This is a genomic window from Pseudomonas sp. S07E 245, assembly GCF_019599025.1.
Lineage (GTDB): Bacteria > Pseudomonadota > Gammaproteobacteria > Pseudomonadales > Pseudomonadaceae > Aquipseudomonas > Aquipseudomonas shirazensis.
The window spans coordinates 3,841,703-3,860,957 of the sequence record NZ_CP080625.1; the positions used below are offsets into that span (position 1 = coordinate 3,841,703).

The 19,255-nt window shown below is 62.0% G+C and carries 17 protein-coding genes; 5 read left to right on the forward strand and 12 right to left on the reverse strand.

Annotated elements, in window-relative coordinates; all coding sequences use genetic code 11:
• The first annotated feature begins 75 nt into the window (after window positions 1-75).
• A complete protein-coding gene (gene msrA / locus K3F44_RS17700) occupies window positions 76-741 on the forward strand; it encodes a peptide-methionine (S)-S-oxide reductase MsrA (RefSeq protein WP_188036800.1) in 666 nt (221 codons plus the stop codon).
• 9 nt (window positions 742-750) lie between these two features.
• On the forward strand, window positions 751-1,374 hold the full coding sequence (locus tag K3F44_RS17705) for a glutathione S-transferase (RefSeq protein ID WP_181089459.1): 624 nt from the start codon (window positions 751-753) through the stop codon (window positions 1,372-1,374).
• A gap of 105 nt (window positions 1,375-1,479) precedes the next feature.
• On the opposite strand, the gene creD is transcribed toward K3F44_RS17705, so the two are convergent.
• From creD to K3F44_RS17725, 4 genes are all read right to left on the reverse strand, one after another.
• The gene (creD, locus tag K3F44_RS17710) at window positions 1,480-2,808 is read right to left on the reverse strand and encodes a cell envelope integrity protein CreD (RefSeq protein ID WP_220632680.1); all 1,329 of its coding nucleotides are present in this window, start codon (window positions 2,806-2,808) and stop codon (window positions 1,480-1,482) included.
• A 183-nt stretch (window positions 2,809-2,991) separates the two neighbouring features.
• The gene (gene creC / locus K3F44_RS17715) at window positions 2,992-4,425 is read right to left on the reverse strand and encodes a two-component system sensor histidine kinase CreC (RefSeq protein WP_150570457.1); all 1,434 of its coding nucleotides are present in this window, start codon (window positions 4,423-4,425) and stop codon (window positions 2,992-2,994) included.
• Entirely contained in the window at window positions 4,425-5,105 is a 681-nt protein-coding gene (creB, locus tag K3F44_RS17720; protein WP_220632681.1) for a two-component system response regulator CreB, read from the reverse strand. Before creB ends, creC begins: the two co-directional genes overlap by 1 nt.
• 109 nt (window positions 5,106-5,214) lie before the next feature.
• Window positions 5,215-5,721 carry an ATP-dependent zinc protease gene (locus K3F44_RS17725; RefSeq protein WP_220632682.1) on the reverse strand — a complete coding sequence of 169 codons (507 nt, stop codon included), beginning with the start codon at window positions 5,719-5,721 and terminating at the stop codon, window positions 5,215-5,217.
• 181 nt (window positions 5,722-5,902) lie between these two features.
• Here K3F44_RS17725 and K3F44_RS17730 point away from each other — a divergent pair, with 181 nt between their 5' ends.
• Both K3F44_RS17730 and K3F44_RS17735 read left to right on the forward strand, forming a co-directional pair.
• Window positions 5,903-6,790, forward strand: coding sequence for an acyltransferase (locus tag K3F44_RS17730; protein WP_101322458.1), 888 nt, complete (start codon window positions 5,903-5,905; stop codon window positions 6,788-6,790).
• Between the two features lie 200 nt (window positions 6,791-6,990).
• A complete protein-coding gene (locus tag K3F44_RS17735; protein WP_259407000.1) occupies window positions 6,991-7,929 on the forward strand; it encodes an RHS repeat-associated core domain-containing protein in 939 nt (312 codons plus the stop codon).
• On the opposite strand, the gene K3F44_RS17740 is transcribed toward K3F44_RS17735, so the two are convergent.
• Entirely contained in the window at window positions 7,930-8,505 is a 576-nt protein-coding gene (locus tag K3F44_RS17740; protein WP_101322460.1) for a DUF2780 domain-containing protein, read from the reverse strand.
• Window positions 8,506-8,948: 443 nt separating this feature from the next.
• Here K3F44_RS17740 and K3F44_RS17745 point away from each other — a divergent pair, with 443 nt between their 5' ends.
• Window positions 8,949-9,860, forward strand: coding sequence for an RHS repeat-associated core domain-containing protein (locus K3F44_RS17745; RefSeq protein ID WP_220632683.1), 912 nt, complete (start codon window positions 8,949-8,951; stop codon window positions 9,858-9,860).
• A 352-nt stretch (window positions 9,861-10,212) separates the two neighbouring features.
• Here the strand turns inward: K3F44_RS17745 and fdhA are convergent, their stop codons facing one another.
• The 7 genes from fdhA to glyA form a co-directional block, all read right to left on the reverse strand.
• Window positions 10,213-11,412 carry a formaldehyde dehydrogenase, glutathione-independent gene (gene fdhA, locus K3F44_RS17750; protein ID WP_119137581.1) on the reverse strand — a complete coding sequence of 400 codons (1,200 nt, stop codon included), beginning with the start codon at window positions 11,410-11,412 and terminating at the stop codon, window positions 10,213-10,215.
• Window positions 11,413-11,706: 294 nt separating this feature from the next.
• Complete coding sequence (gene purU / locus K3F44_RS17755) at window positions 11,707-12,564, reverse strand: formyltetrahydrofolate deformylase (RefSeq protein ID WP_101322464.1); 858 nt, start codon at window positions 12,562-12,564, stop codon at window positions 11,707-11,709.
• 10 nt (window positions 12,565-12,574) lie between these two features.
• Window positions 12,575-13,207, reverse strand: a complete 633-nt coding sequence (locus K3F44_RS17760; RefSeq protein WP_220632684.1) for a sarcosine oxidase subunit gamma — start codon at window positions 13,205-13,207, stop codon at window positions 12,575-12,577.
• 81 nt (window positions 13,208-13,288) lie between these two features.
• The gene (locus K3F44_RS17765) at window positions 13,289-16,303 is read right to left on the reverse strand and encodes a sarcosine oxidase subunit alpha (RefSeq protein ID WP_220632685.1); all 3,015 of its coding nucleotides are present in this window, start codon (window positions 16,301-16,303) and stop codon (window positions 13,289-13,291) included.
• Window positions 16,300-16,635, reverse strand: coding sequence for a sarcosine oxidase subunit delta (locus tag K3F44_RS17770; protein WP_101322467.1), 336 nt, complete (start codon window positions 16,633-16,635; stop codon window positions 16,300-16,302). The genes K3F44_RS17765 and K3F44_RS17770 overlap by 4 nt, the downstream gene beginning before the upstream one ends.
• 15 nt (window positions 16,636-16,650) lie before the next feature.
• Window positions 16,651-17,901, reverse strand: coding sequence for a sarcosine oxidase subunit beta family protein (locus K3F44_RS17775; RefSeq protein ID WP_101322468.1), 1,251 nt, complete (start codon window positions 17,899-17,901; stop codon window positions 16,651-16,653).
• A 15-nt stretch (window positions 17,902-17,916) separates the two neighbouring features.
• Entirely contained in the window at window positions 17,917-19,170 is a 1,254-nt protein-coding gene (glyA, locus tag K3F44_RS17780) for a serine hydroxymethyltransferase (protein WP_188036804.1), read from the reverse strand.
• Window positions 19,171-19,255: the final 85 nt, after the last annotated feature.

Here is a 19,255-nt window from a genome sequence, read left to right on the forward strand (position 1 = left end):
TATACAAGTCATTCGGGCCGCAGCAGCGCGCTGACGGCCCCTGCCTACATCTACTGAATATACAGAGGAGCGGCCATGGTCCTGCGTTCGGAAATCCTGGTGAACAAAAACGTCCTGCCTACTGCGGAACAGGCCCTGCCTGGCCGCGAGACGCCGATGAGCCTGCCCGAGATGCATTACGTCTTCAACGAGACGCCGCTGCTTGGGCCGTTCTTCCAGAACGTCGATTTCGCCATCTTTGGCCTCGGTTGCTTCTGGGGCGCCGAGCGCCGCTTCTGGCAGCGCGAAGGCGTGGTCAGCACGGTGGTCGGCTATGCCGGCGGCTTCACTCCGAACCCAACCTACGAAGAAGTCTGCTCGGGCCTGACCGGCCACACCGAAGTGGTGCTGGTCGTGTTCGACAAGGACAAGGTCAGCTATCAGGAGCTGCTGGCGATGTTCTGGGAGCTGCACAACCCGACCCAGGGCATGCGCCAGGGCAACGACGTCGGCACCCAGTACCGTTCGGCGATCTTCTGCACCAGCCCCGAGCAGCTCGAGCAAGCCAACGCGAGCAAAGCGGCCTACCAGGCTGAGCTGGACAAGGCCGGCTTTGGCTCGATCACCACCGAGATCGAGCAGGCGCCAACGGTGTACTTCGCCGAGGCCTACCACCAGCAATATCTGGCCAAGAACCCCAACGGCTACTGCGGCATCGCTGGCACCGGCGTGTGCCTGCCGCCCAGCCTGCAAGGCAACTGAGGCCCGGCCATGAGCACGATGACCCTGTTCCACTCGCCGCTGTCGCCGTTCGTGCGCAAGGTCATGGTGGTGCTGCACGAAACCGGGCAACTGCCGCGGGTACAGTTGCAGGCAGTGAATATCAGCCCGGTGGCTGGCGACGCGCAACTCAATCAGGACAACCCGATCGGCAAGATCCCGGCCTTGCGCCTGGAAGACGGCACTGTGCTGCATGACAGCCGGGTGATCTGCGAGTACCTCGACAGCCAGCACGTCGGCACCCCGCTGATCCCGCGTGAGGGCTCGGCCCGCTGGCGCCGGCTGACCCTGGCGGCGCAGGCCGATGCGATCATGGATGCGGCGGTATCGAGCCGCTACGAGAGCTTCCTGCGCCCGCAGGACAAGCGCTGGGATGGCTGGCTCGAAGCGCAGAGCGAGAAGATCCGCCGCAGCCTGGCCAACCTGGAGCAGGAGCACCTGGCCGAGCTGATCTCCGGGTTCGACATGGTCGCCATCGGCGTCGCCTGCGCGCTGGGTTATCTGGACCTGCGCCAGCCTGAGTTCGGCTGGCGTGAGCGCCAGCCCGGCCTGGCGGCCTGGTACGCCGAAGTGTCGCAGCGGCCTTCGCTGCGCGCCACTGCGCCAGCTGCCTGACTGACGGCAAAGGGGCCGCAATGCGGCCCCTCTTTCAGCGCTGGCCTGGCGCAAACAGCAGGCCGATCTGCAGCGCCAGCCGGCGCCCCAGCTCACGTTCCTCCCTCATGCCGACCTCCCCACCCGCGACCAGTCCAGGCGCCGGGTCAGGACCATGAATACGCCGAGCAAGCCAAAGCACAGCAGCGAGCCCATCAACAGTGCGTAGTCCTCGGCGCTGAGCAACCCGAACAACATCGCGTAGAGCACCGCCAACCCGCCAGCGAAGCCCAACCCGCGCCAGGCACTGCGCAGCACGTGGCTGAGGTAGAAGCCGATCAGCAGCACACAAGCCGACGCCGACAAGCCGTAGGCAGCGCCAAAACCCAGGTGCTCGGACAGTGACAGCAACAGCAGGTAGAAGAACGCCAACGCCACGCCAACCAGCACGTACTGCACGGGGTGCACGCTGAGGTTTTTCAGCACCTCGAAGAGGAAGAATCCGGCAAAGGTCAGAGCAATGAACAGCAGCGCATATTTGATCGCTCGCTCGCTCTTGAGGTACTGGTCGACCGGGTCGACAAAGCTCACGCCAAAGGTGCGCTGCTTGTACTCGCTACAGTCGGCGACCGTCGCACACTGGCGCAGGGCATCTTCCAGGTTGGTGGCAAAGAACGAGGTCTGCCAGTGGGCCTTGAAGCCCTCACCGCTGATCTCGCGCCGGCTTGGCAAGTAACTGCCGACAAAGCTTGGGTGCGGCCAGTTGGCCTGCATGTCGACACTGCTGCTGCGCCCGATCGGCAGCACGTACAGCTGCCCGGTGCCTTGCAGGGCAAGCTCGAAGCCATAGGTGAACTCGCGCGCCTGGTGGCCATCGAACTGCGGCAACGGCACGTGTACACCGCCACGCATCCAGTCCAGGCCAGTACCTGCAGCGAAAGGCAGGCGTTGATCGTCCAGCTGCAGTTCCAGGTTGCTCTCGATGCCGCGGATGTCGCTGATGCCAACCACCAGGAACGGCTTGTCGAAACGGTAGTCCTCATAGTCCTTGTCGATGCCCCAACGCTCGGGCAGCTTGAACCGCCCGGCTATCTGACTCTTGGCGTGGAACAGCCGCGCCTGATAGATGCCGCGGGCGCGCAGTTCGGTATCGATGTTGATGTCAGCGTCGAACGTCGACGGCAGGAAGTACAACTGGCCGTTAACGGTGACCGTCTCCTGTACGCTCTGGCCGTCCTTGTCGATCCAGCGCCGCTCGTACTTGCGGTACGGCACCACCAGCAGTGGGCCGGAGATCAGCTGATCGAAGCTTGAGCTCTGGGCGATGTCGGCCAGCACATTGTCGCGCAGGTTCTGCCGGTCCTCGATCAGGCCACCGATCATCAGCAGCGGTATCAACAGCAGCAACATCAGCAAGGCGATCATGCCGAGCTTGAAACTCAGGGTCTTGTTCATGGGTGGAGGCTCCGTTGGCGATGGGCACAGTCTGTGCCGCGCCTGTGGAGCCAGCAGGGAGCCAATGTGGAGATTGCGTGGAGATACTGTGGTGAGTTGCAGTTACCAGCTTCGCCGCCGACACCGCCGGGCCAGCTACGCTGGCCTTGTGTCGCGACAGGGTCGCGAAGCGGCCCCAGCAATTCAACAGACGCGCCGCAGCGGCAGCCACAACCTCACCCGCACGCCGCCTTCGACGTTATCCACCGCCAACTCGCCACCATGCAGCTGCATCACCTCGGCGACAAAGTTCAGCCCCAGACCGCTGCTCTTGCGCCCACTGCCTGGTCGCGGCAGCGAATAGAAGCGCTCGCTGACGCGCCCTATCGCGTATTGCGGAATTGCCTCACCCTGGTTGAACAGGCTCAACGCGACCCGCTCGCCGCCCTGCTCCAGCTCGAACAGCAAAGTCCCACCCGCCGGGGTGAAGTCCAGTGCATTCTCGAGCAGGTTGGCCAACGCCTGGCGCATCAGGTACGGATCACAACGCAACCGCACCGCCGCTGGCACGCGCTGGCGCACCTGCAAGCCAGCGCTGTCGATACGCGCTGCGTGGGCCAGCAGCAACTCGTCGACCAGCGCCGCCAGCGCCACCTCCTGCTCATCCTCCAGAGCCTGCATCTGCTCGACCTGGGCGAGATTCAGCAAGCGTTCGATCATCTGCTGCAAGCGCCCGCTCTCACGTTCGATATTGCTGGCGAAACGCAGCCGCTGCTCGGCGGGCATGTCGCCCTGCAGCAGCTCGGAGGCGCCACGAATCGCCGCCAGCGGGCTTTTCAGCTCGTGGGTCAGGGTATGCACATAGCGCTCGACATAGGCCTTGCCGGCAAGCTCGGTACGCATCCGCTCGACTGCGGTGGCGAGTTGCTCGAGCTCGCCGCCCTTGTAATGCGGCAACGCCGCGCGCTGACCCTCGCTGACCGCCTGGGCGTAGTGGGTGAGCCTGCGCAGCGAGCGCGCCAGCCACCACGACAACAGCGCACCGACCAGCAGGCCGAGGATGATCAAGCCCAGGCCAAGATTGAGCAGGCGCCGCTCGGCGCGGTCGATGTACGGCTGCAGCGAGCTGTTGGGCTTGGCCACGGTGACCACGCCGATGATCTTGCCGGCATCCATGATCGGCGCCGCGACGTGCATCACCGAGGTGCTTTCGTCATCCGGATCGCTGCGTGAAGAGCGCGCACCGTATTGCCCGTGCAAAGTCAGGTAGACGTCGTTCCAGCGTGAGTAATCCTTGCCCAGATCGACCCCGGCCGAGTCGAGCAGGACGATGCCATTGGCGTCGGTCACGTAGATGCGGTGGCTGACCTGATTCTTCGCCAGACCCCAGATCTGCGCGCCGGGGCGGCGCTGGCCGTACGATTCAAGCAACTGCGGCAAGCGGCTCTGGCCAAGGGTCCCGGCCTTGACGTCGTCGTGGAGGATCTCCGCCAGCAGGTTGGCAGTGTCGACCAGGGTTTCTTCGGAAGCCTGGCGCACCACCGGGCGAATCTGCTCACGCACGGTATTGAGCAAAAAATAGCCAGCCAGCCCGACAAACAGGAAGTACACCAGAAAGATCCGAATACCCAGGCGCATCAGGCGTGTTCCGGGCTGTAGCTGTAGCCCAGGCCGCGATGGGTCTGGATCGGCTCGGCGTCAGCGGCGACCTGGCGCAGCTTGGCGCGCAGGCTCTTGATATGGCTGTCGATGGTGCGCTCGTAGCCAGCGTCCGCCGCTACCCCCAGCGCGTCGAGCAACTGCTCGCGGCTGAACACTCGCTGCGGCTGCTCAAGCAAGCACTGCAGCAGGCGAAACTCGTGACGGGTCAGGGCCAGGCTGACACTGCGGTAAACGATCTGCATGCGCAGCGTGTCGACCTGAAACAGCGTCGCCACAGCGGGCGTTTCGCTGCGCGGCGCCATGCGCTTGAGGATCGCCCGCACCCGCGCGGCCACTTCGCGGGGGCTGAACGGTTTGACCACGTAATCGTCGGCACCGATCTCCAGGCCCAGCACCCGATCGATCTCGGCGTCGCGGGCGCTGAGAAACATCACCGGCACTTCGCTGAAGCGGCGCAGCTGGCGGCAGGTTTCAAAGCCACTGATGTCGGGCAGGCCGATGTCGAGAATGACCAGGTCGGCCGGCTGCAGGCGCTGGCGCTCGACGGCGGCGCTACCCAGGGTCACCCACTCGGTGCTGTGGCCGTCGGCTTGCAGGGCGTAGATCAGGGTGTCGGCGATGGCGGATTCATCTTCGACGATGAGGATATGGGGCATTCTTGGCGACAAGCCTCAAGCTGCAAGCTTCAACTAGAAGCGGATCGCGTGAACTTACACCGATCCGCTGTTTCTTGCAGCTTGTGGCTCGCAGCTTGAAGCTGCTCCGTCAGCACTCAGGCTTGCCAGCGGTAAACCTGCGCGCGGGGTTTACCGCCGCCTTGAACTCGCGCAACGCCTTGGCGCCAATCAGCAAGGGGTAGTTGAAGCTGCTGCGGTCGGTCAGGTTGACCTCGACGGTGCGCTTCTCGCCGCCCAGGCACAGTTCCAGGTCGACCACCGGCCGGCGTGCCGCCTCTGCGCTGTCGCCTTCCTCATCATCCTCGTCGGCGCGGCTCTTGATCTTGCTGATGCGCGCAACCTTGTGCTCGTAGACCTTGCCGTCGGCATCCTTGGTTGCCAGCTTGAAGCGCACCCAGTCCTCGCCATCACGGGTAAAGCGCTCGATATCCTTGGCCGACAACGAGGCTGTCAGCGCACCGGTGTCCATCTTGGCCTTGAGCGTTTCACCGCCGATCTCCGGCAGGCTGATGTACTCGTAGCGACCATACAGGGTCGGCTCGGCGGCCATGACCGGCAGGGCGAGCAGCGATAACAGGGCAAGCAGTGGTTTCACGGGCTAACTTCCTTGAGACGGGACAGTGCTTAGACTGCACAAGCGCGATAGGTTCGTCGCAAGAGCTTATCCAACATAATGTGAAACATTTGTCCCGGTCGTAGGCCATTGGAGGTTTGGCGTAGGCGATAACCACACTTATCATTGTCGACCGCTTATTTCACACAACAAGAGTCTCCTTATGCGTCGCCTGCTGACCGGCATCCTCACAACCATTCTGCTATTGCTCAACACCGTGGTGATGATCTGCCCGTTGATGGTCTTCGCCCTGCTCAAGCTGGTGCTGCCGGGCCGAGGCCGTGACTATGCGTCTGCAGGCGTGATGTGGATGGCCGAGACCTGGTCGGAGATCGACAAGGTCATTTTCGCCCTGTGCATCCCTACCCAGTGGGATATCCGCGGCGTCGACAAGCTGCGCCAGGACACCTCCTACCTGTGCGTGAGCAACCACCAGAGCTGGGTCGATATCCCGGCGCTGATCGAAAGCCTCAACCGCCGGGTGCCGTTCTTCAAGTTCTTCCTCAAGAAGGAACTGATCTGGGTGCCGCTGCTGGGCCTGGCCTGGTGGGGCCTGGACTACCCGTTCATGAAGCGCTACAGCAAGGCGTTTCTGGCCAAGCACCCGGAGCTCAAGGGCAAGGACCTGGAAATCACCAAGGCCGCCTGCGAGCTGTTCAAGCGCCAGCCGGTGACCGTGGTCAACTACCTTGAGGGCACGCGCTTCAGCGAGGCCAAGCGCCTTGAACAGCAGTCGCCGTACAAGCACTTGCTCAAGCCCAAGGCCGGTGGCGTGGCGTTCGTGCTGGCGGCGCTGGGCGAACAGCTCGACGCTCTGCTGGATGTGACCATCGTCTACCCGGGCGACCAGGCGCCGGGCTTCTGGGCCCTGCTCAATGGCAGCATCAGCCGGGTGATTATCGACATTCGCGTGCATGAGCTGGACCCGGCGTTGTGGGCGGGCGATTACGAGAACGACCCGGTGTTTCGCGAGACCGTGCAGGCCTGGGTGAACCAGCTGTGGGTCGAGAAGGACCAGCGCATCGAGCAGTTGCGCGCCGAGATGCGCTGAGGCTTGCAGCGGCTGAGTCGGCCTCTTCGCGGGGCAAGCCCGCTCCCACAGGATGTGCGCTTGTGGGAGGGGATCAATGTCCATCAGCCGCAGACGGACAGGAACGTAGGAAGCGCCCTAACACTTCTGCCAGTTATGCAACATCTCGCAGGCCGGGAAACTGAGCTGATCAAAGACTCAGCGCCTGCGAGGCCAGCCCCGTGAACAAACGCCTTAACTTCTACCAAAGCGGACAGATCAATCTCGAGATCACCGGCAACCAGAACTGGAAGCTACTGCAGGGGGCCGGTCAGCCGTTGGCTGAGCGGCGCGACAGCCACTCGGGCATGGACATTCAGCTGTTGATAACGGACAGCCAGAAGTCCGTGTTGAAGACGCACGGCGGCCTTGGCGCAGCCACTTGCATCTATACCGCCTATGGGCATGACGCTCGGTCACAGCCTGCGGCGCCGCGACTTGGGTTCGCGGGTGAACCTCCCGAGCCATTGACCGGCAACTACCTGCTGGGCCAGGGGTATCGCGCTTATAGCCCGGTACTGATGCGTTTCCTCGCACCTGACAGTCTGAGTCCGTTCGAGGAAGGTGGGTTCAATGCTTATGGCTACTGTGCGGGCGACCCCGTCAACTATTCAGACCCGACAGGGCACCATCCAGCGGTGTCAGCGGAGCTTCTGAAAGCCCAGATAGCAAAAATGCGCTCGGCTTCCGCAAAACGTTCCACCCCGCAACCGGTCAAGAAACTGCCCGGCAAAGACGCATCAGTAGAACCCCTGCGCTCCATATTGATAAAAGAGAAGCGCGCTGACCGACCGAAAAAGTCAGTACGCATCGCTGACACGCCGGGTCGCAGTGATGTGAAAGCGGATACCCCGACCGCCTTGGTGGCAGCACCAACGGCCCAGTCCATCTTCAAACAAAGGATGGCGCTCTCGAGAGCGTCAGGGAATATCTACGCTGAGCTTGAAAAACTGGAGCACCACTATGTAGGGGCTTTGCATTACTCCGGAAGTTCGCCCCAAGCCAGACGCCCGCCAGGCAAACTGATATCAGCAAAACTGAAAAGCATCGGCGAGCTAATCGGCAACAGGCGCCAACGGCTATTCGAGCTTCGCGACGCCGCCGAACGCCTTAGAACCTGATCAAACCGAAGGTGTTGTTGCAGGCGCCGGAGTGGTCCACAGGCTACCCAGGTTCTGCAGTAGCGAACCGGCGATGCCTTGTTGACCGAGGTACTGGAGAATCAGCGGGGCGAACTGGCCGATCATGCCGGTATCCATGCCCAGGGCCTTGAAGGCGCTGTCCAGATCGCTGCGGTCTTCGACGTTGTTGCCCAGCGCGTTGCTCAGGGCCGATTGTTTGTCGCTGTTCTTGCCGAGCAATTCGCCCAGGCCACTGAGGCCACCGAGGGCGTTGGCGCCGGAGAGCAGGTCCAGGCCGGGCACGGCCTTGGTCAACTGGCCGTAGTCGTCGCTGCTGAGGTTGTTGCGCGCCAGGCCGAGCATTGCCCCGGCGCCGCCCACGGCCTGTTCGGGGGTGATGTTCAATTCGCTGCCCAGGGTGTTGAGCAGATTGGCCGATTCGGCGGGTGCCTGCACTTTGCCTTGTGACTGCTGGCTTTGCGCGGCGGACACGGCATTGGCGGCGTCGCTGAAGTTGAAGGCGAACGCTGGCGTTGCGGCCAGGGTCATCAGGGTTGCCAGGGTGAACGCTTTCATCGGGGGGACCTCGTCGGCCGGAATGGCCTGGGAAACGAGGCATTCGACTGGGGGTTTGGAGGTTTGTTCCGGGCCGGGTATCGGGCCGTTTTCATCCAGCGGGGGGTGGTTTTCGGGCTTCCAGCTTGACGGCAGATTGCCGGGGCTGCTGCACGCTGGGCGGAAAACCAAGTCACAAGGCAACCCTGGCAGGCCGCACTGACTCCTGCGTACAACTGCCATAAACAGCCATCTAATTAACCGAGTTCGCACAGGGCATTTCCTAAGGCCATGTATGGCTACCAACCGTGCGCAGGAAGTTTTGCATTCTAAAGCGGGAATTCAGAAAGCACGCCAAACAGAACTAGTACTTTTGCCAGTTGTGCCCGCTCATTCACTCGCCCGACACTGGAGCAAACTCCCCCTGCACCAAGATCGCAGGCAACTCACATGAGCATGCACTAATGACCAAAACCAATGCGGGCGACCGCCTGTACTTTCATCAGGGCGACAAACTCGCCACCGTAAAACAAGGCACGCAAAATCACAGCGTATTCCGTAGCCTCGATACCGCCTTGGCAGAGCAATTAAACTGTGACAGCGAACCCGTGAGGTTCCTGACTACCGATGGCAATGGATCAGTGCTCCAGGTAAAAACTGACCAGCAACTGGAGAGCCTCCCTTACACCGCCTATGGGCACTCCGCATCACAGCCCTCAACCCTGTCACTCCTGGGATTCAATGGTGAGTGCATTGATCCGGCAGAGCTTTATATTCTAGGCAATGGTTATCGCTCACATAACCCTCGCCTTATGCGCTTCTTATCGCCAGACAGCCTCAGTCCGTTTGGCAAGGGGGGCCTCAACAGCTACGCTTACTGCGGTGCAGACCCTGTAAACTTCACCGACCCGTCTGGACACTTCCGACTGTTCGGTCGCTTGTTCGCCCCCAAACTACCCAAACATGTAAAAAACGCGCCTACGCGAGAATTACCCAGCTACTCAGAGGCGCAAAGATATGCCGTGCCCGGCGAGAGGCTACCCAGTTACGATGAGACTCTCAGAAATTACCCCAAAGAGAGAGATATAAGAATCACAAAGACCGCACCCCTTTTAAATAAATTAGAAGCTCGCGTCAAGAAGTACGACAGCTACATTGAACGCCAGCACGTAAAAGCTGATAAAGCCAACAGTGAATACACAATTTACCAAGCCAGTGCCAACCAATACGTCAACGGCTCTGACATGTGGCGCTTCTATACAAGCAAGGCAAATTTGGCCTACGACAAGGAAGCCTATTACAACGTGAAATCAAGAGACTTTACTGCCGATAGGGATAAGATAATTGCGGCCATTGCAGAGCTAAGACAGACTTAATCCTATTATCATTACGGCTGCACAGCATCTATCAGCGGATGAATACTGGGGTTTGCGAGGACAAACGAAGATCAAAAACAGCAACTTATACTTTTATCAAGGCGGCACCCTCGCCTCCGTCAAACAAGGCACCCAAACCCGCACAATCCTGCGCGGCGCTGATATGCCGCTTGCCGAGCGGCATTCAGAGGCCACACAAGGTACGGAGCTTTTAGCAGCCAACGCGCTAGCCGACAGGTCACCTGCGGTCTAGGGATCGAGCATCAGAACAAATCCTGACATTCACCCTGCCAATCATCCCGGCCTCCCCTAAAAAAAGCCCCTGAAAAGGGGCTTTTTTCTCGATGTCACATCACGCCGCACTAAACGTCTTATGCGGATCAATCACAAACTTCTTCGGCACCCCAGCATCAAACTCGCCATAGCCTTCCGGCGCCTGATCCAGGCTGATCACCTGCACGCCCACCACTTCAGCAATATTGATTCGATCCCACATGATCGCCTGCATCAGCTGGCGGTTGTACTTCATGGTTGGGGTCTGGCCGGTGTGGAAGCTGTGCGATTTCGCCCAGCCCAAGCCAAATCGAATGCTCAGCGCGCCGATCTTGGCGGCGGCATCTACCGCGCCCGGGTCTTCGGTCACGTAAAGCCCCGGGATACCAATGTTGCCGGCAACGCGGGTCACCTGCATCAGCGAGTTCAGCACGGTGGCCGGCGCTTCATGCTTGGCGCCCTCGTGGCCATGGCCGCGCGCCTCGAAGCCGACCGCGTCAACGGCGCAGTCCACTTCCGGCTCGCCGAGGATGTCGACGATCTGCTCGTGCAGCGGGGTGTCCTTGGACAGGTCGACCACCTCGAAGCCTTGCGACTTGGCGTGCGCCAGGCGGGCCGGGTTGAGGTCGCCGACGATCACGCAGGCGGCGCCCAGCAGCCGTGCCGACGCAGCAGCCGCCAGCCCCACCGGGCCGGCACCGGCGACATACACGGTGCTGCCAGGGCCAACCCCGGCCGTCACGGCGCCGTGGTAGCCGGTAGGCAGAATGTCGGACAGGCACGTCAGGTCACGGATCTTTTCCATGGCCTTGTCGCGGTCCGGCAGTTTCAGCAGGTTGAAGTCGGCGTAGGGCACCAGCACGTATTCGGCCTGGCCGCCGGTCCAGTCACCCATGTCGACGTAGCCGTAGGCGCCACCGGCGCGGGCCGGGTTGACGGTGAGGCAGACGCCGGTGTGCATCTCTTTGCACGAGCGGCAGCGGCCGCAGGCAACGTTGAACGGTACCGAGACCAGGTCGCCGATTTTCATCCGCTCGACGTCACGGCCCATCTCGATGATTTCACCGGTGATCTCGTGGCCCAGCACCAGCCCGACCTGGGCGGTGGTACGGCCACGAACCATGTGCTGGTCGGAGCCGCAGATATTGGTGGAGACCACCTTGAGGATCACACCGTGCTCGATCTTCTTGCCGCGTGGGTCCTGCATTTTGGGGTAGTCGATGTTCCGCACCTCGACTTTACCGCCGCCGAGATACACCACTCCACGGTTACCAGACATGCTCTTACCTCGCTTGATTTGTACTTATGCAGCGTTGGTTGAAGCGCCGCCATCCATGGGCGGCATGTGTTACTGGAATGGGGGAATTGTGGGCTTGTGGCGGGGAAATGCCGTGACTGGAAACGACAGTGGCTTGCCCGCAGGCGTCAGGTGGGTCTGGAGATAGCCGGGGGCGCTTTGCGCCCCTTTCGCGACACAAGGCCGCTCCTACAAGGACCGCGTCGGCCCAAACTACGCGGTCTTTGTAGGAGCGGCCTAGTGTCGCGAGAGGGCCGCAAGGCGGCCCCGACGATCTCAGAGCACCACCGTCCGATTGGCGTTGAGAAACACCCGCCGTTCAATGTGATACCCCACCGCCCGCGCCAAGGTCAGGCCTTCGATATCACGCCCCTTGGCAATCAGGTCTTCGGGATAGTGACTGTGATCGACCACTTCGACCCCCTGGGCAATGATCGGCCCTTCATCCAGGTCGTTGTTGATGTAGTGCGCCGTGGCACCGACCATCTTCACACCCTTGTTGTAAGCCTGGTGATACGGCTTGGCACCCTTGAACCCAGGCAGCAACGAGTGATGAATGTTGATCGCCCAGCCATCCAGGCGACGGCACAGTTCAGGCGACAGCACCTGCATGTAGCGCGCAAGAATCACCAGCTCGGCACCACTCTCCTCGATCACCTGCAGCACCTTGCGCTCTTGCGCAGGCTTGTCCTTGGGGTCGAGGGCGAAGTGGTAATACGGGATCTTGTGCCAATGAGCCAATGGCTCGAGATCGGGGTGATTAGAGATCACCGCGACCACGTCCATCGCTAGCTGACCAATGCGCTGACGGTACAACAGGTCGTTCAGGCAGTGATCGGCCTTGGACACCATGATCACCACCTTGGGGCGGTGATTGGGCGCGGTCAGCTCGAAGGTCATGCCAAACGCATCGCTGCGCTCGGCCAGGCCATCACGAAAACCCGCCTCATCGAAATCATCTGGCTGGCGGAACTCGACGCGAATGAAGAAGCGCCCCGACAGCCGATCATCGAAGGAGTGGTGCTCGGTGACATAGCAACGCTGCTCGTAGAGAAACCGCGTCACCACATCGACCGTGCCGAGCATGCTCGGGCAGTCGGCGGTGAGAATCCAGGTATCCGGTGCCCGACTCATGTGTCTCTCCTTAGGCTTCGATGCTCAGGCCGTATTCAGCCGAGGCGTCCTGCAGCCACATCCACCAGTAATCGGCGAAGCTGCGGCGAATCACCAGTTCCCAGGTATCTTCACCGGTGCGGCGGATCACCAGCTGCGACTTGGCGAACACCGTGCCGACCGCTTTGCCCACCGGGAAGTTGTTTGGATGTACATCATAGCTGGTGGATTTCATCAGCACGTCGCGCACGTTGGCGCCCTGCAACTCGAGCAGGGTCTGCCCGCCGCTGACATTGACCACCTGAATGTGCAAGCCCGCGAGGGCGTCGCGCAGTTGCTGCTCGACCACAAACTCCTGCCCGCCCGGGACGATCAGCAGCCACTCATCCGGGCCAACCCACTGCAGCGAGGTCTCGCCCTTGGCGACCACGGTCAGGGCTACCGGCAGCTCCAGGCCGAGGGCCTTGTGTACACCGCTGGCAAAGGCCGGATCATGGCCGTCGCCACGCAAGGTCAGATGACCAAGCAGTTTTTTCTCGCGCAGGGTCACGCCTGCGTTGTTGCGGCCCTTGCCCACCAGGCTGGCGAGGTCTGCATGATGCAGCGGCGTCTGGGCCTTGGCCTCGGCGCCGGGGTTTTGCTGGAAGACGTTGATAGCGCTCATTGTTACCTGCCTTGAATTCTTGTGTTCAGGCGTGGCAGCGGCGCTCGGCCGCGGCCACGAGAGTTGAGCATCGGTCTGGCGTCAGACGTTCTGCCGCTCACCCTTCGGATCGAAGAACACCGAAGACACAATCTCTGCTTCGATCACGCTGCCATCGGCCTGCGGCGAATACACCCGCTCACCCATGCGCTTGAGACCACCCTTGACCACACCCATGGCGAACGAATAGCCGAGGGAGTTGGAGGCATAGCTGGAGGTGACGTGACCGACCATGTCCATCGGGATCGGCTGCTTCGGATCGAACACCAGCTGAGCGCCTTCCGGCAGCCACTGTTTAGGGTTGATCGGCTTGAGCCCGACCAGTTGCTTGCGGTCTTCGCGCAGGCAGTCCTCGCGGTTCATGCCACGCAGGCCGATCCACGAGTACGGCTTGTTGCGTCCGACACACCAGCTCATGTTGAGGTCGTCGGCGTTCATCGAGCCATCGGTATCCTGGCCAACGATGATGAAGCCCTTCTCGGCACGCAGCACGTGCATGGTCTCGGTGCCATACGGGGTCAGGTTGTACTGTTTGCCAGCCGCAACGATCTTCTCCAGCACACCCATGGCGTAGTTGGCCTGGACGTTGACTTCGTACGACAGCTCACCGGTGAACGAGATGCGGAACACCCGCGCCGGCACGCCGCCAACGGTGCCTTCCTTCCAGGTCATGAACGGGAAGGCGTCCTTGTCCAGGTCGATGTCGCTGATCTCGGCCAGCAGCTTGCGGCTGTTGGGGCCAGACAAGGTCATGGTTGCCCAGTGGTCGGTGACCGAGGTGAAGTACACCTTCAGTTCCGGCCATTCGGTCTGCAGGTACAGCTCCATCCAGCCCAGCACGCGCGCTGCGCCGCCGGTCGTGGTGGTCATGATGAAGTGGTTGTCGCCGACGCAGGCGGTCACGCCGTCGTCGAAGACCATGCCGTCTTCCTTGCACATCAGGCCATAACGGGCCTTGCCCACATCGAGCTTGGTCCAGGCGTTGGTGTAGATACGGTTGAGGAACTCACGCGCATCCGGGCCTTGAATGTCGATCTTGCCCAGGGTCGAGGCGTCCAGCAGGCCGACGCTGTCGCGCACGGCCTTGCACTCACGCTCAACGGCGGCATGGATGTCTTCACCGGGTTTTGGGAAATACCACGGACGTTTCCACTGGCCGACATCCTCGAACTCGGCGCCGTTTTTAACGTGCCAGGAATGCAGTGCGGTGAAGCGTACCGGCTCGAACAGGTGACCACAGTGACGACCCGCTACCGCACCGAAGGTAACCGGCGTGTAGTTGGGGCGGAACATGGTGGTGCCCATCTGCGCAATGCTGATACCCAGCGAACGGGCGGCGATGGCCAGGCCGTTGATGTTGCCCAGCTTGCCCTGGTCGGTACCAAAGCCCAGCGCGGTGTAGCGCTTGACGTGTTCGACCGACTCAAAGCCTTCACGGGTCGCCAGCTCGATGCCGGCAGCGGTGACGTCGTTCTGCTGGTCAACGAACTGCTTCGGCCCACGAGTGCCTTTGTCATGCGGCACCTGGAACAAGGCCAGGGTAGGCTCCTCGGTTCGCTGGACGGCTTTGGGCAGGGTACCGACCACGGCCTTGAAGCCGGCTTCGGTAGCGGCGCGCACGCCACCTTCAAAACCATCGGCCAGGACATCACCAAGCGGGTAGACGCCATTCATGCCGCCAACACAGACGCGCTTTTGCGGCGCATCACCCGGGACGAAACCGAGGATGTCTTCACGCCATACCGGACGCCCGCCAAGGTGCGAGGCCAGGTGGACGATCGGGCTGTAGCCGCCGGAGGTCGCAATCAGGTCGCAGGCCAGGGTTTCGCCAGGGCTGGTCACGGTGAACGCCTGGGCGTCAATGGCGGCAACCCGCGCACCGGTCACATGCTTGCTGCCAGTCGCTTCAACCACAGCGCTGGAGGTGAGGATGCGAATGCCCTTGGCGCGTGCTTCTTCCACCAGCGAACCGCGTGGGTTGTGGCGTGCATCGGCGATCGCGACCACTTGCAGGCCGGCATCGTGCCAGTCCAGCGCAACGCGATAGGCGTGGTCGTTGTTGGTCGACAGCACCAGCTTGCGCCCAGGCGCCACGCCGTAGCGACGCACGTAGGTCGATACAGCGCCGGCGAGCATGTTGCCCGGCACATCGTTGTTGCCGTACACCAGCGGACGCTCGTGGGCGCCAGCCGCCAGCACAACTTGCTTGGCACGCACGCGGTGGACGCGATGACGCACCTGGCCAATCGGCGCGCGGTCACCTAGGTGGTCGGTCAGGCGCTCGTGGATGGTCAGGAAGTTATGGTCGTGGTAGCCGTTGACGGTAGCGCGTGGCAGTACCAGCACTTCGGCCATGCCTTGCAGCTCGGCCACGGTAGCCGCGACCCAGTCGGTGGCAGGCTTGCCATCGAGAGTCTCACGGCTGTCGAGCAGGCTGCCGCCGAACTCTTCCTGCTCATCGGCGATGATCACCCGCGCACCGCTGCGGCCAGCGGCCAGCGCTGCGGCCAGGCCGGCAGGGCCAGCACCGACGATCAGCACGTCGCAGTGGTGGTTCATGTAGTCGTAGCTGTCCGGATCGTTCTGCAGCGGCGCACGACCGAGGCCGGCGGCTTTGCGGATGTACTTCTCGTAAGTCATCCAGAACGATTTCGGGTACATGAAGGTTTTGTAGTAGAAGCCCGGCGGCATCATGCTGCCACCGACCTTGCCAAGGATGCCCATCACGTCGTTGTTGACGTTCGGCCAGCCGTTGGTGCTGGTCGCGACCAGGCCGGCATACAGCGGCTGCTGAGTGGCGCGCACGTTGGGGATCTGGGTGGCTTCGCTGGAACCGATCTGCAGGATCGCATTCGGCTCTTCGGTGCCGGCTGCAATGATCCCGCGAGGCCGCGAATACTTGAAGCTGCGGCCGACCACATCGACGCCGTTGGCGAGCAACGCGGCAGCCAGGCTGTCACCTTCGTAACCCTGATAGGTCTTGCCGTTGAAGCTGAAATTGAGGACTTTGCCGCGGTTGACACGGCCGCCGCTGGCAAGGCGATAACTCTGGCTCATACTTTTTCCCCCAGGCCTTTGACGGTCGACGGCGCGGCGCTAGCCTTGCTGGCGGCAGTGATCTGCGGCTTTTCGCCGATCTTGTAGGTTTCCAGAATTTCGTAGGTCACGGTGTCGCGGGTGACGTTGAAATACTGGCGGCAACCGGCGACGTGATCCCACAGTTCGTGGTGAATGCCACGCGGGTTGTCGCGGAAGAACATGTAGGTACCCCACTCCTCGTCGGAGCAGGCCGCCGGATCGAGCGGGCGGGCAATATGGGCCTGGCCTGAGGCGTGAAACTCTTCTTCGGAGCGCAGCTCGCCGCAGTGGGGACAGAAAATATGCAACATGACGATTGTCTCCGATTAGTGGGCGACGGCCGCAGCGCCGTGTTCATCGATCAGCGCACCGTTGTAGAAGCGGTCGATGGAGAATGGCGCAGCCAGTGGGTGCATTTCGCCTTTGGCCAGGCTTGCGGCAAACACGTTGCCTGAGCCTGGGGTGGCCTTGAAGCCGCCGGTGCCCCAACCGCAGTTGAAGAACAGGTTCTTCACCGGGGTCTTGGAGATGATCGGGCAGGCGTCCGGGCAGGTGTCGACGATGCCGCCCCATTGGCGGTTCATGCGTACCCGCGAGAGGATCGGGAACATCTCGACGATCGCCTGCAGGGTGTGCTCGATCACCGGGTACGAACCGCGCTGGCCGTAGCCAACCCAGCTGTCGATACCGGCGCCGATGACCAGGTCGCCTTTGTCCGACTGGCTGATGTAGCCGTGTACCGCGTTGGACATGATCACGCTGTCGATGATTGGCTTGATCGGCTCGGAAACCAGCGCCTGCAGCGGGTGCGACTCGAGCGGCAGACGGAAGCCAGCCAGGCGCGCCATGTGCCCGGAGTTACCGGCAGTGACCACGCCGACGCGCTTGGCGCCGATGAAGCCCTTGTTGGTCTCGACACCGATCACCGCGCCGTTTTCCTTGCGGAAACCGGTCACTTCGGTCTGTTGAATCAGGTCGACGCCGAGGGCGTCGGCAGCGCGGGCAAAGCCCCACGCCACGGCATCGTGACGGGCCACACCACCACGGCGCTGAACGGTTGCACCGAGGATCGGGTAGCGGGTGTTCTTCGAGCAGTCCAGGTACGGGATCTCGGCCGCGACCTGGTCGGTATTGAGCAGCTCGCCGTCGACGCCGTTGAGGCGGTTGGCGCTGACTCGACGCTCCGAATCACGGATGTCCTGCAGGGTGTGGCAGAGGTTGTAGACGCCGCGCTGGGAGAACATCACGTTGTAGTTGATGTCCTGCGACAGGCCTTCCCACAGTTTCATGGCGTGCTCGTAGAGCTTGGCCGACTCGTCCCACAGGTAGTTGGAGCGCACGATGGTGGTGTTGCGCGCGGTGTTGCCGCCGCCCAGCCAGCCTTTTTCGACCACGGCAACGTTGGTGATGCCGTGCACCTTGGCCAGGTAGTAAGCCGTCGCCAGGCCATGCCCGCCGCCGCCTACAATCACCACGTCATAGACCTTTTTCGGGGTCGGCGTGCGCCACATGCGCTGCCAGTTTTCGTGGTGGCTGAGGGAGTGTTTGAAAAGGCCGAAGCCCGAATAGCGTTCCATTGTCTGTTACTCCACTCAGCGGTAAACCGGGAAGTCGGCGCACAGTGCGGCGACCTGCTTGGCAACGTCGGCTTCGACGTCGGCGTCGCCCAGGTTGTCGAGGACATCGCAGATCCAGCCGGCCAGTGCCACGCACTGAGCCACCTTGAAACCGCGGGTTGTGACCGCCGGGGTGCCGATGCGCAGGCCCGAGGTAACGAACGGCGACTGCGGGTCGTTGGGTACGGCGTTCTTGTTGACAGTGATGTGCGCGCGGCCCAGGGCTGCGTCAGCGTCCTTGCCGGTCAGGCCCTGACGGATCAGGCTGACCAGGAACAGGTGGTTGTCGGTACCGCCGGACACCACGTCATAACCGCGCTTGATGAACACTTCGGCCATGGCCTGGGCGTTGTCGATGACCTGCTGCTGGTACTGCTTGAAGCCAGGCTCCTGCGCTTCCTTGAAGCACACTGCCTTGCCGGCGATGACGTGCATCAGCGGGCCGCCCTGGGCGCCGGGGAATACCGCCGCGTTGAGCTTTTTCTCGATGTCCGGGTTGGCCTTGGCCAGGATCAGGCCGCCACGTGGACCGCGCAGGGTCTTGTGAGTAGTGGTGGTGACCACGTCGGCATACGGCAGCGGGTTCGGGTACAGGCCAGCGGCAACCAGGCCAGCAACGTGGGCCATGTCGACGAACAGCAGCGCACCCACCTTGTCGGCAATAGCGCGGAAGCGCGGGAAGTCGAGGGTCTTGGAGTACGCGGAGAAACCAGCAACGATCATCTTCGGCTGATGCTCGACCGCCAGGCGCTCGACTTCGTCGTAGTCGATCAGGCCGGTGTCGGTGTCGATGCCGTATTGCACCGCGTTGTACAGCTTGCCCGAGGACGAGACCTTGGCGCCGTGGGTCAGGTGGCCACCATGGGCCAGGCTCATGCCCAGAATGGTGTCACCGGCTTGCAGCAAGGCCAGGTATACAGCGCTGTTGGCCGACGAACCGGAGTGCGGCTGGACGTTGGCGTAATCGGCACCGAACAGCTGCTTGGCGCGCTCGATAGCCAGCGCCTCGACCTTGTCGACGTGTTCGCAGCCACCGTAGTAGCGCTTGCCCGGATAGCCTTCGGCGTATTTGTTGGTGAGGCCGCTGCCCTGGGCCTGCATCACGCGCTTGCTGGTGTAGTTTTCCGAAGCGATCAGCTCGATATGATCTTCCTGACGTTGTTCTTCGGCATTCATCGCCGCCAGCAGCGCGTCGTCGTAACCCTGGATCTGGTCTTGCTTGCTGAACATCATGTGTCTCCCGGCAGCGATCATTTTTTGTCAGTAGGGTTCAGTGCCCCTTTGTGCCGATGGTATGACTGCGGCGGGTGGGTCA

Excerpts from the sequence above, each read along its gene's own strand:
- msrA (WP_188036800.1), top strand. The coding sequence starts at position 76 with ATGGTCCTGCGTTCGGAAATCCTGGTGAACAAAAACGTCCTGCCTACT.
- K3F44_RS17705 (WP_181089459.1), top strand. The coding sequence starts at position 751 with ATGAGCACGATGACCCTGTTCCACTCGCCGCTGTCGCCGTTCGTGCGC.
- creD (WP_220632680.1), bottom strand. The coding sequence starts at position 2,808 with ATGAACAAGACCCTGAGTTTCAAGCTCGGCATGATCGCCTTGCTGATG.
- creC (WP_150570457.1), bottom strand. The coding sequence starts at position 4,425 with ATGCGCCTGGGTATTCGGATCTTTCTGGTGTACTTCCTGTTTGTCGGG.
- creB (WP_220632681.1), bottom strand. The coding sequence starts at position 5,105 with ATGCCCCATATCCTCATCGTCGAAGATGAATCCGCCATCGCCGACACC.
- K3F44_RS17730 (WP_101322458.1), top strand. The coding sequence starts at position 5,903 with ATGCGTCGCCTGCTGACCGGCATCCTCACAACCATTCTGCTATTGCTC.
- K3F44_RS17740 (WP_101322460.1), bottom strand. The coding sequence starts at position 8,505 with ATGAAAGCGTTCACCCTGGCAACCCTGATGACCCTGGCCGCAACGCCA.
- K3F44_RS17745 (WP_220632683.1), top strand. The coding sequence starts at position 8,949 with ATGACCAAAACCAATGCGGGCGACCGCCTGTACTTTCATCAGGGCGAC.
- fdhA (WP_119137581.1), bottom strand. The coding sequence starts at position 11,412 with ATGTCTGGTAACCGTGGAGTGGTGTATCTCGGCGGCGGTAAAGTCGAG.
- purU (WP_101322464.1), bottom strand. The coding sequence starts at position 12,564 with ATGAGTCGGGCACCGGATACCTGGATTCTCACCGCCGACTGCCCGAGC.
- K3F44_RS17760 (WP_220632684.1), bottom strand. The coding sequence starts at position 13,207 with ATGAGCGCTATCAACGTCTTCCAGCAAAACCCCGGCGCCGAGGCCAAG.
- K3F44_RS17765 (WP_220632685.1), bottom strand. The coding sequence starts at position 16,303 with ATGAGCCAGAGTTATCGCCTTGCCAGCGGCGGCCGTGTCAACCGCGGC.
- K3F44_RS17770 (WP_101322467.1), bottom strand. The coding sequence starts at position 16,635 with ATGTTGCATATTTTCTGTCCCCACTGCGGCGAGCTGCGCTCCGAAGAA.
- K3F44_RS17775 (WP_101322468.1), bottom strand. The coding sequence starts at position 17,901 with ATGGAACGCTATTCGGGCTTCGGCCTTTTCAAACACTCCCTCAGCCAC.
- glyA (WP_188036804.1), bottom strand. The coding sequence starts at position 19,170 with ATGTTCAGCAAGCAAGACCAGATCCAGGGTTACGACGACGCGCTGCTG.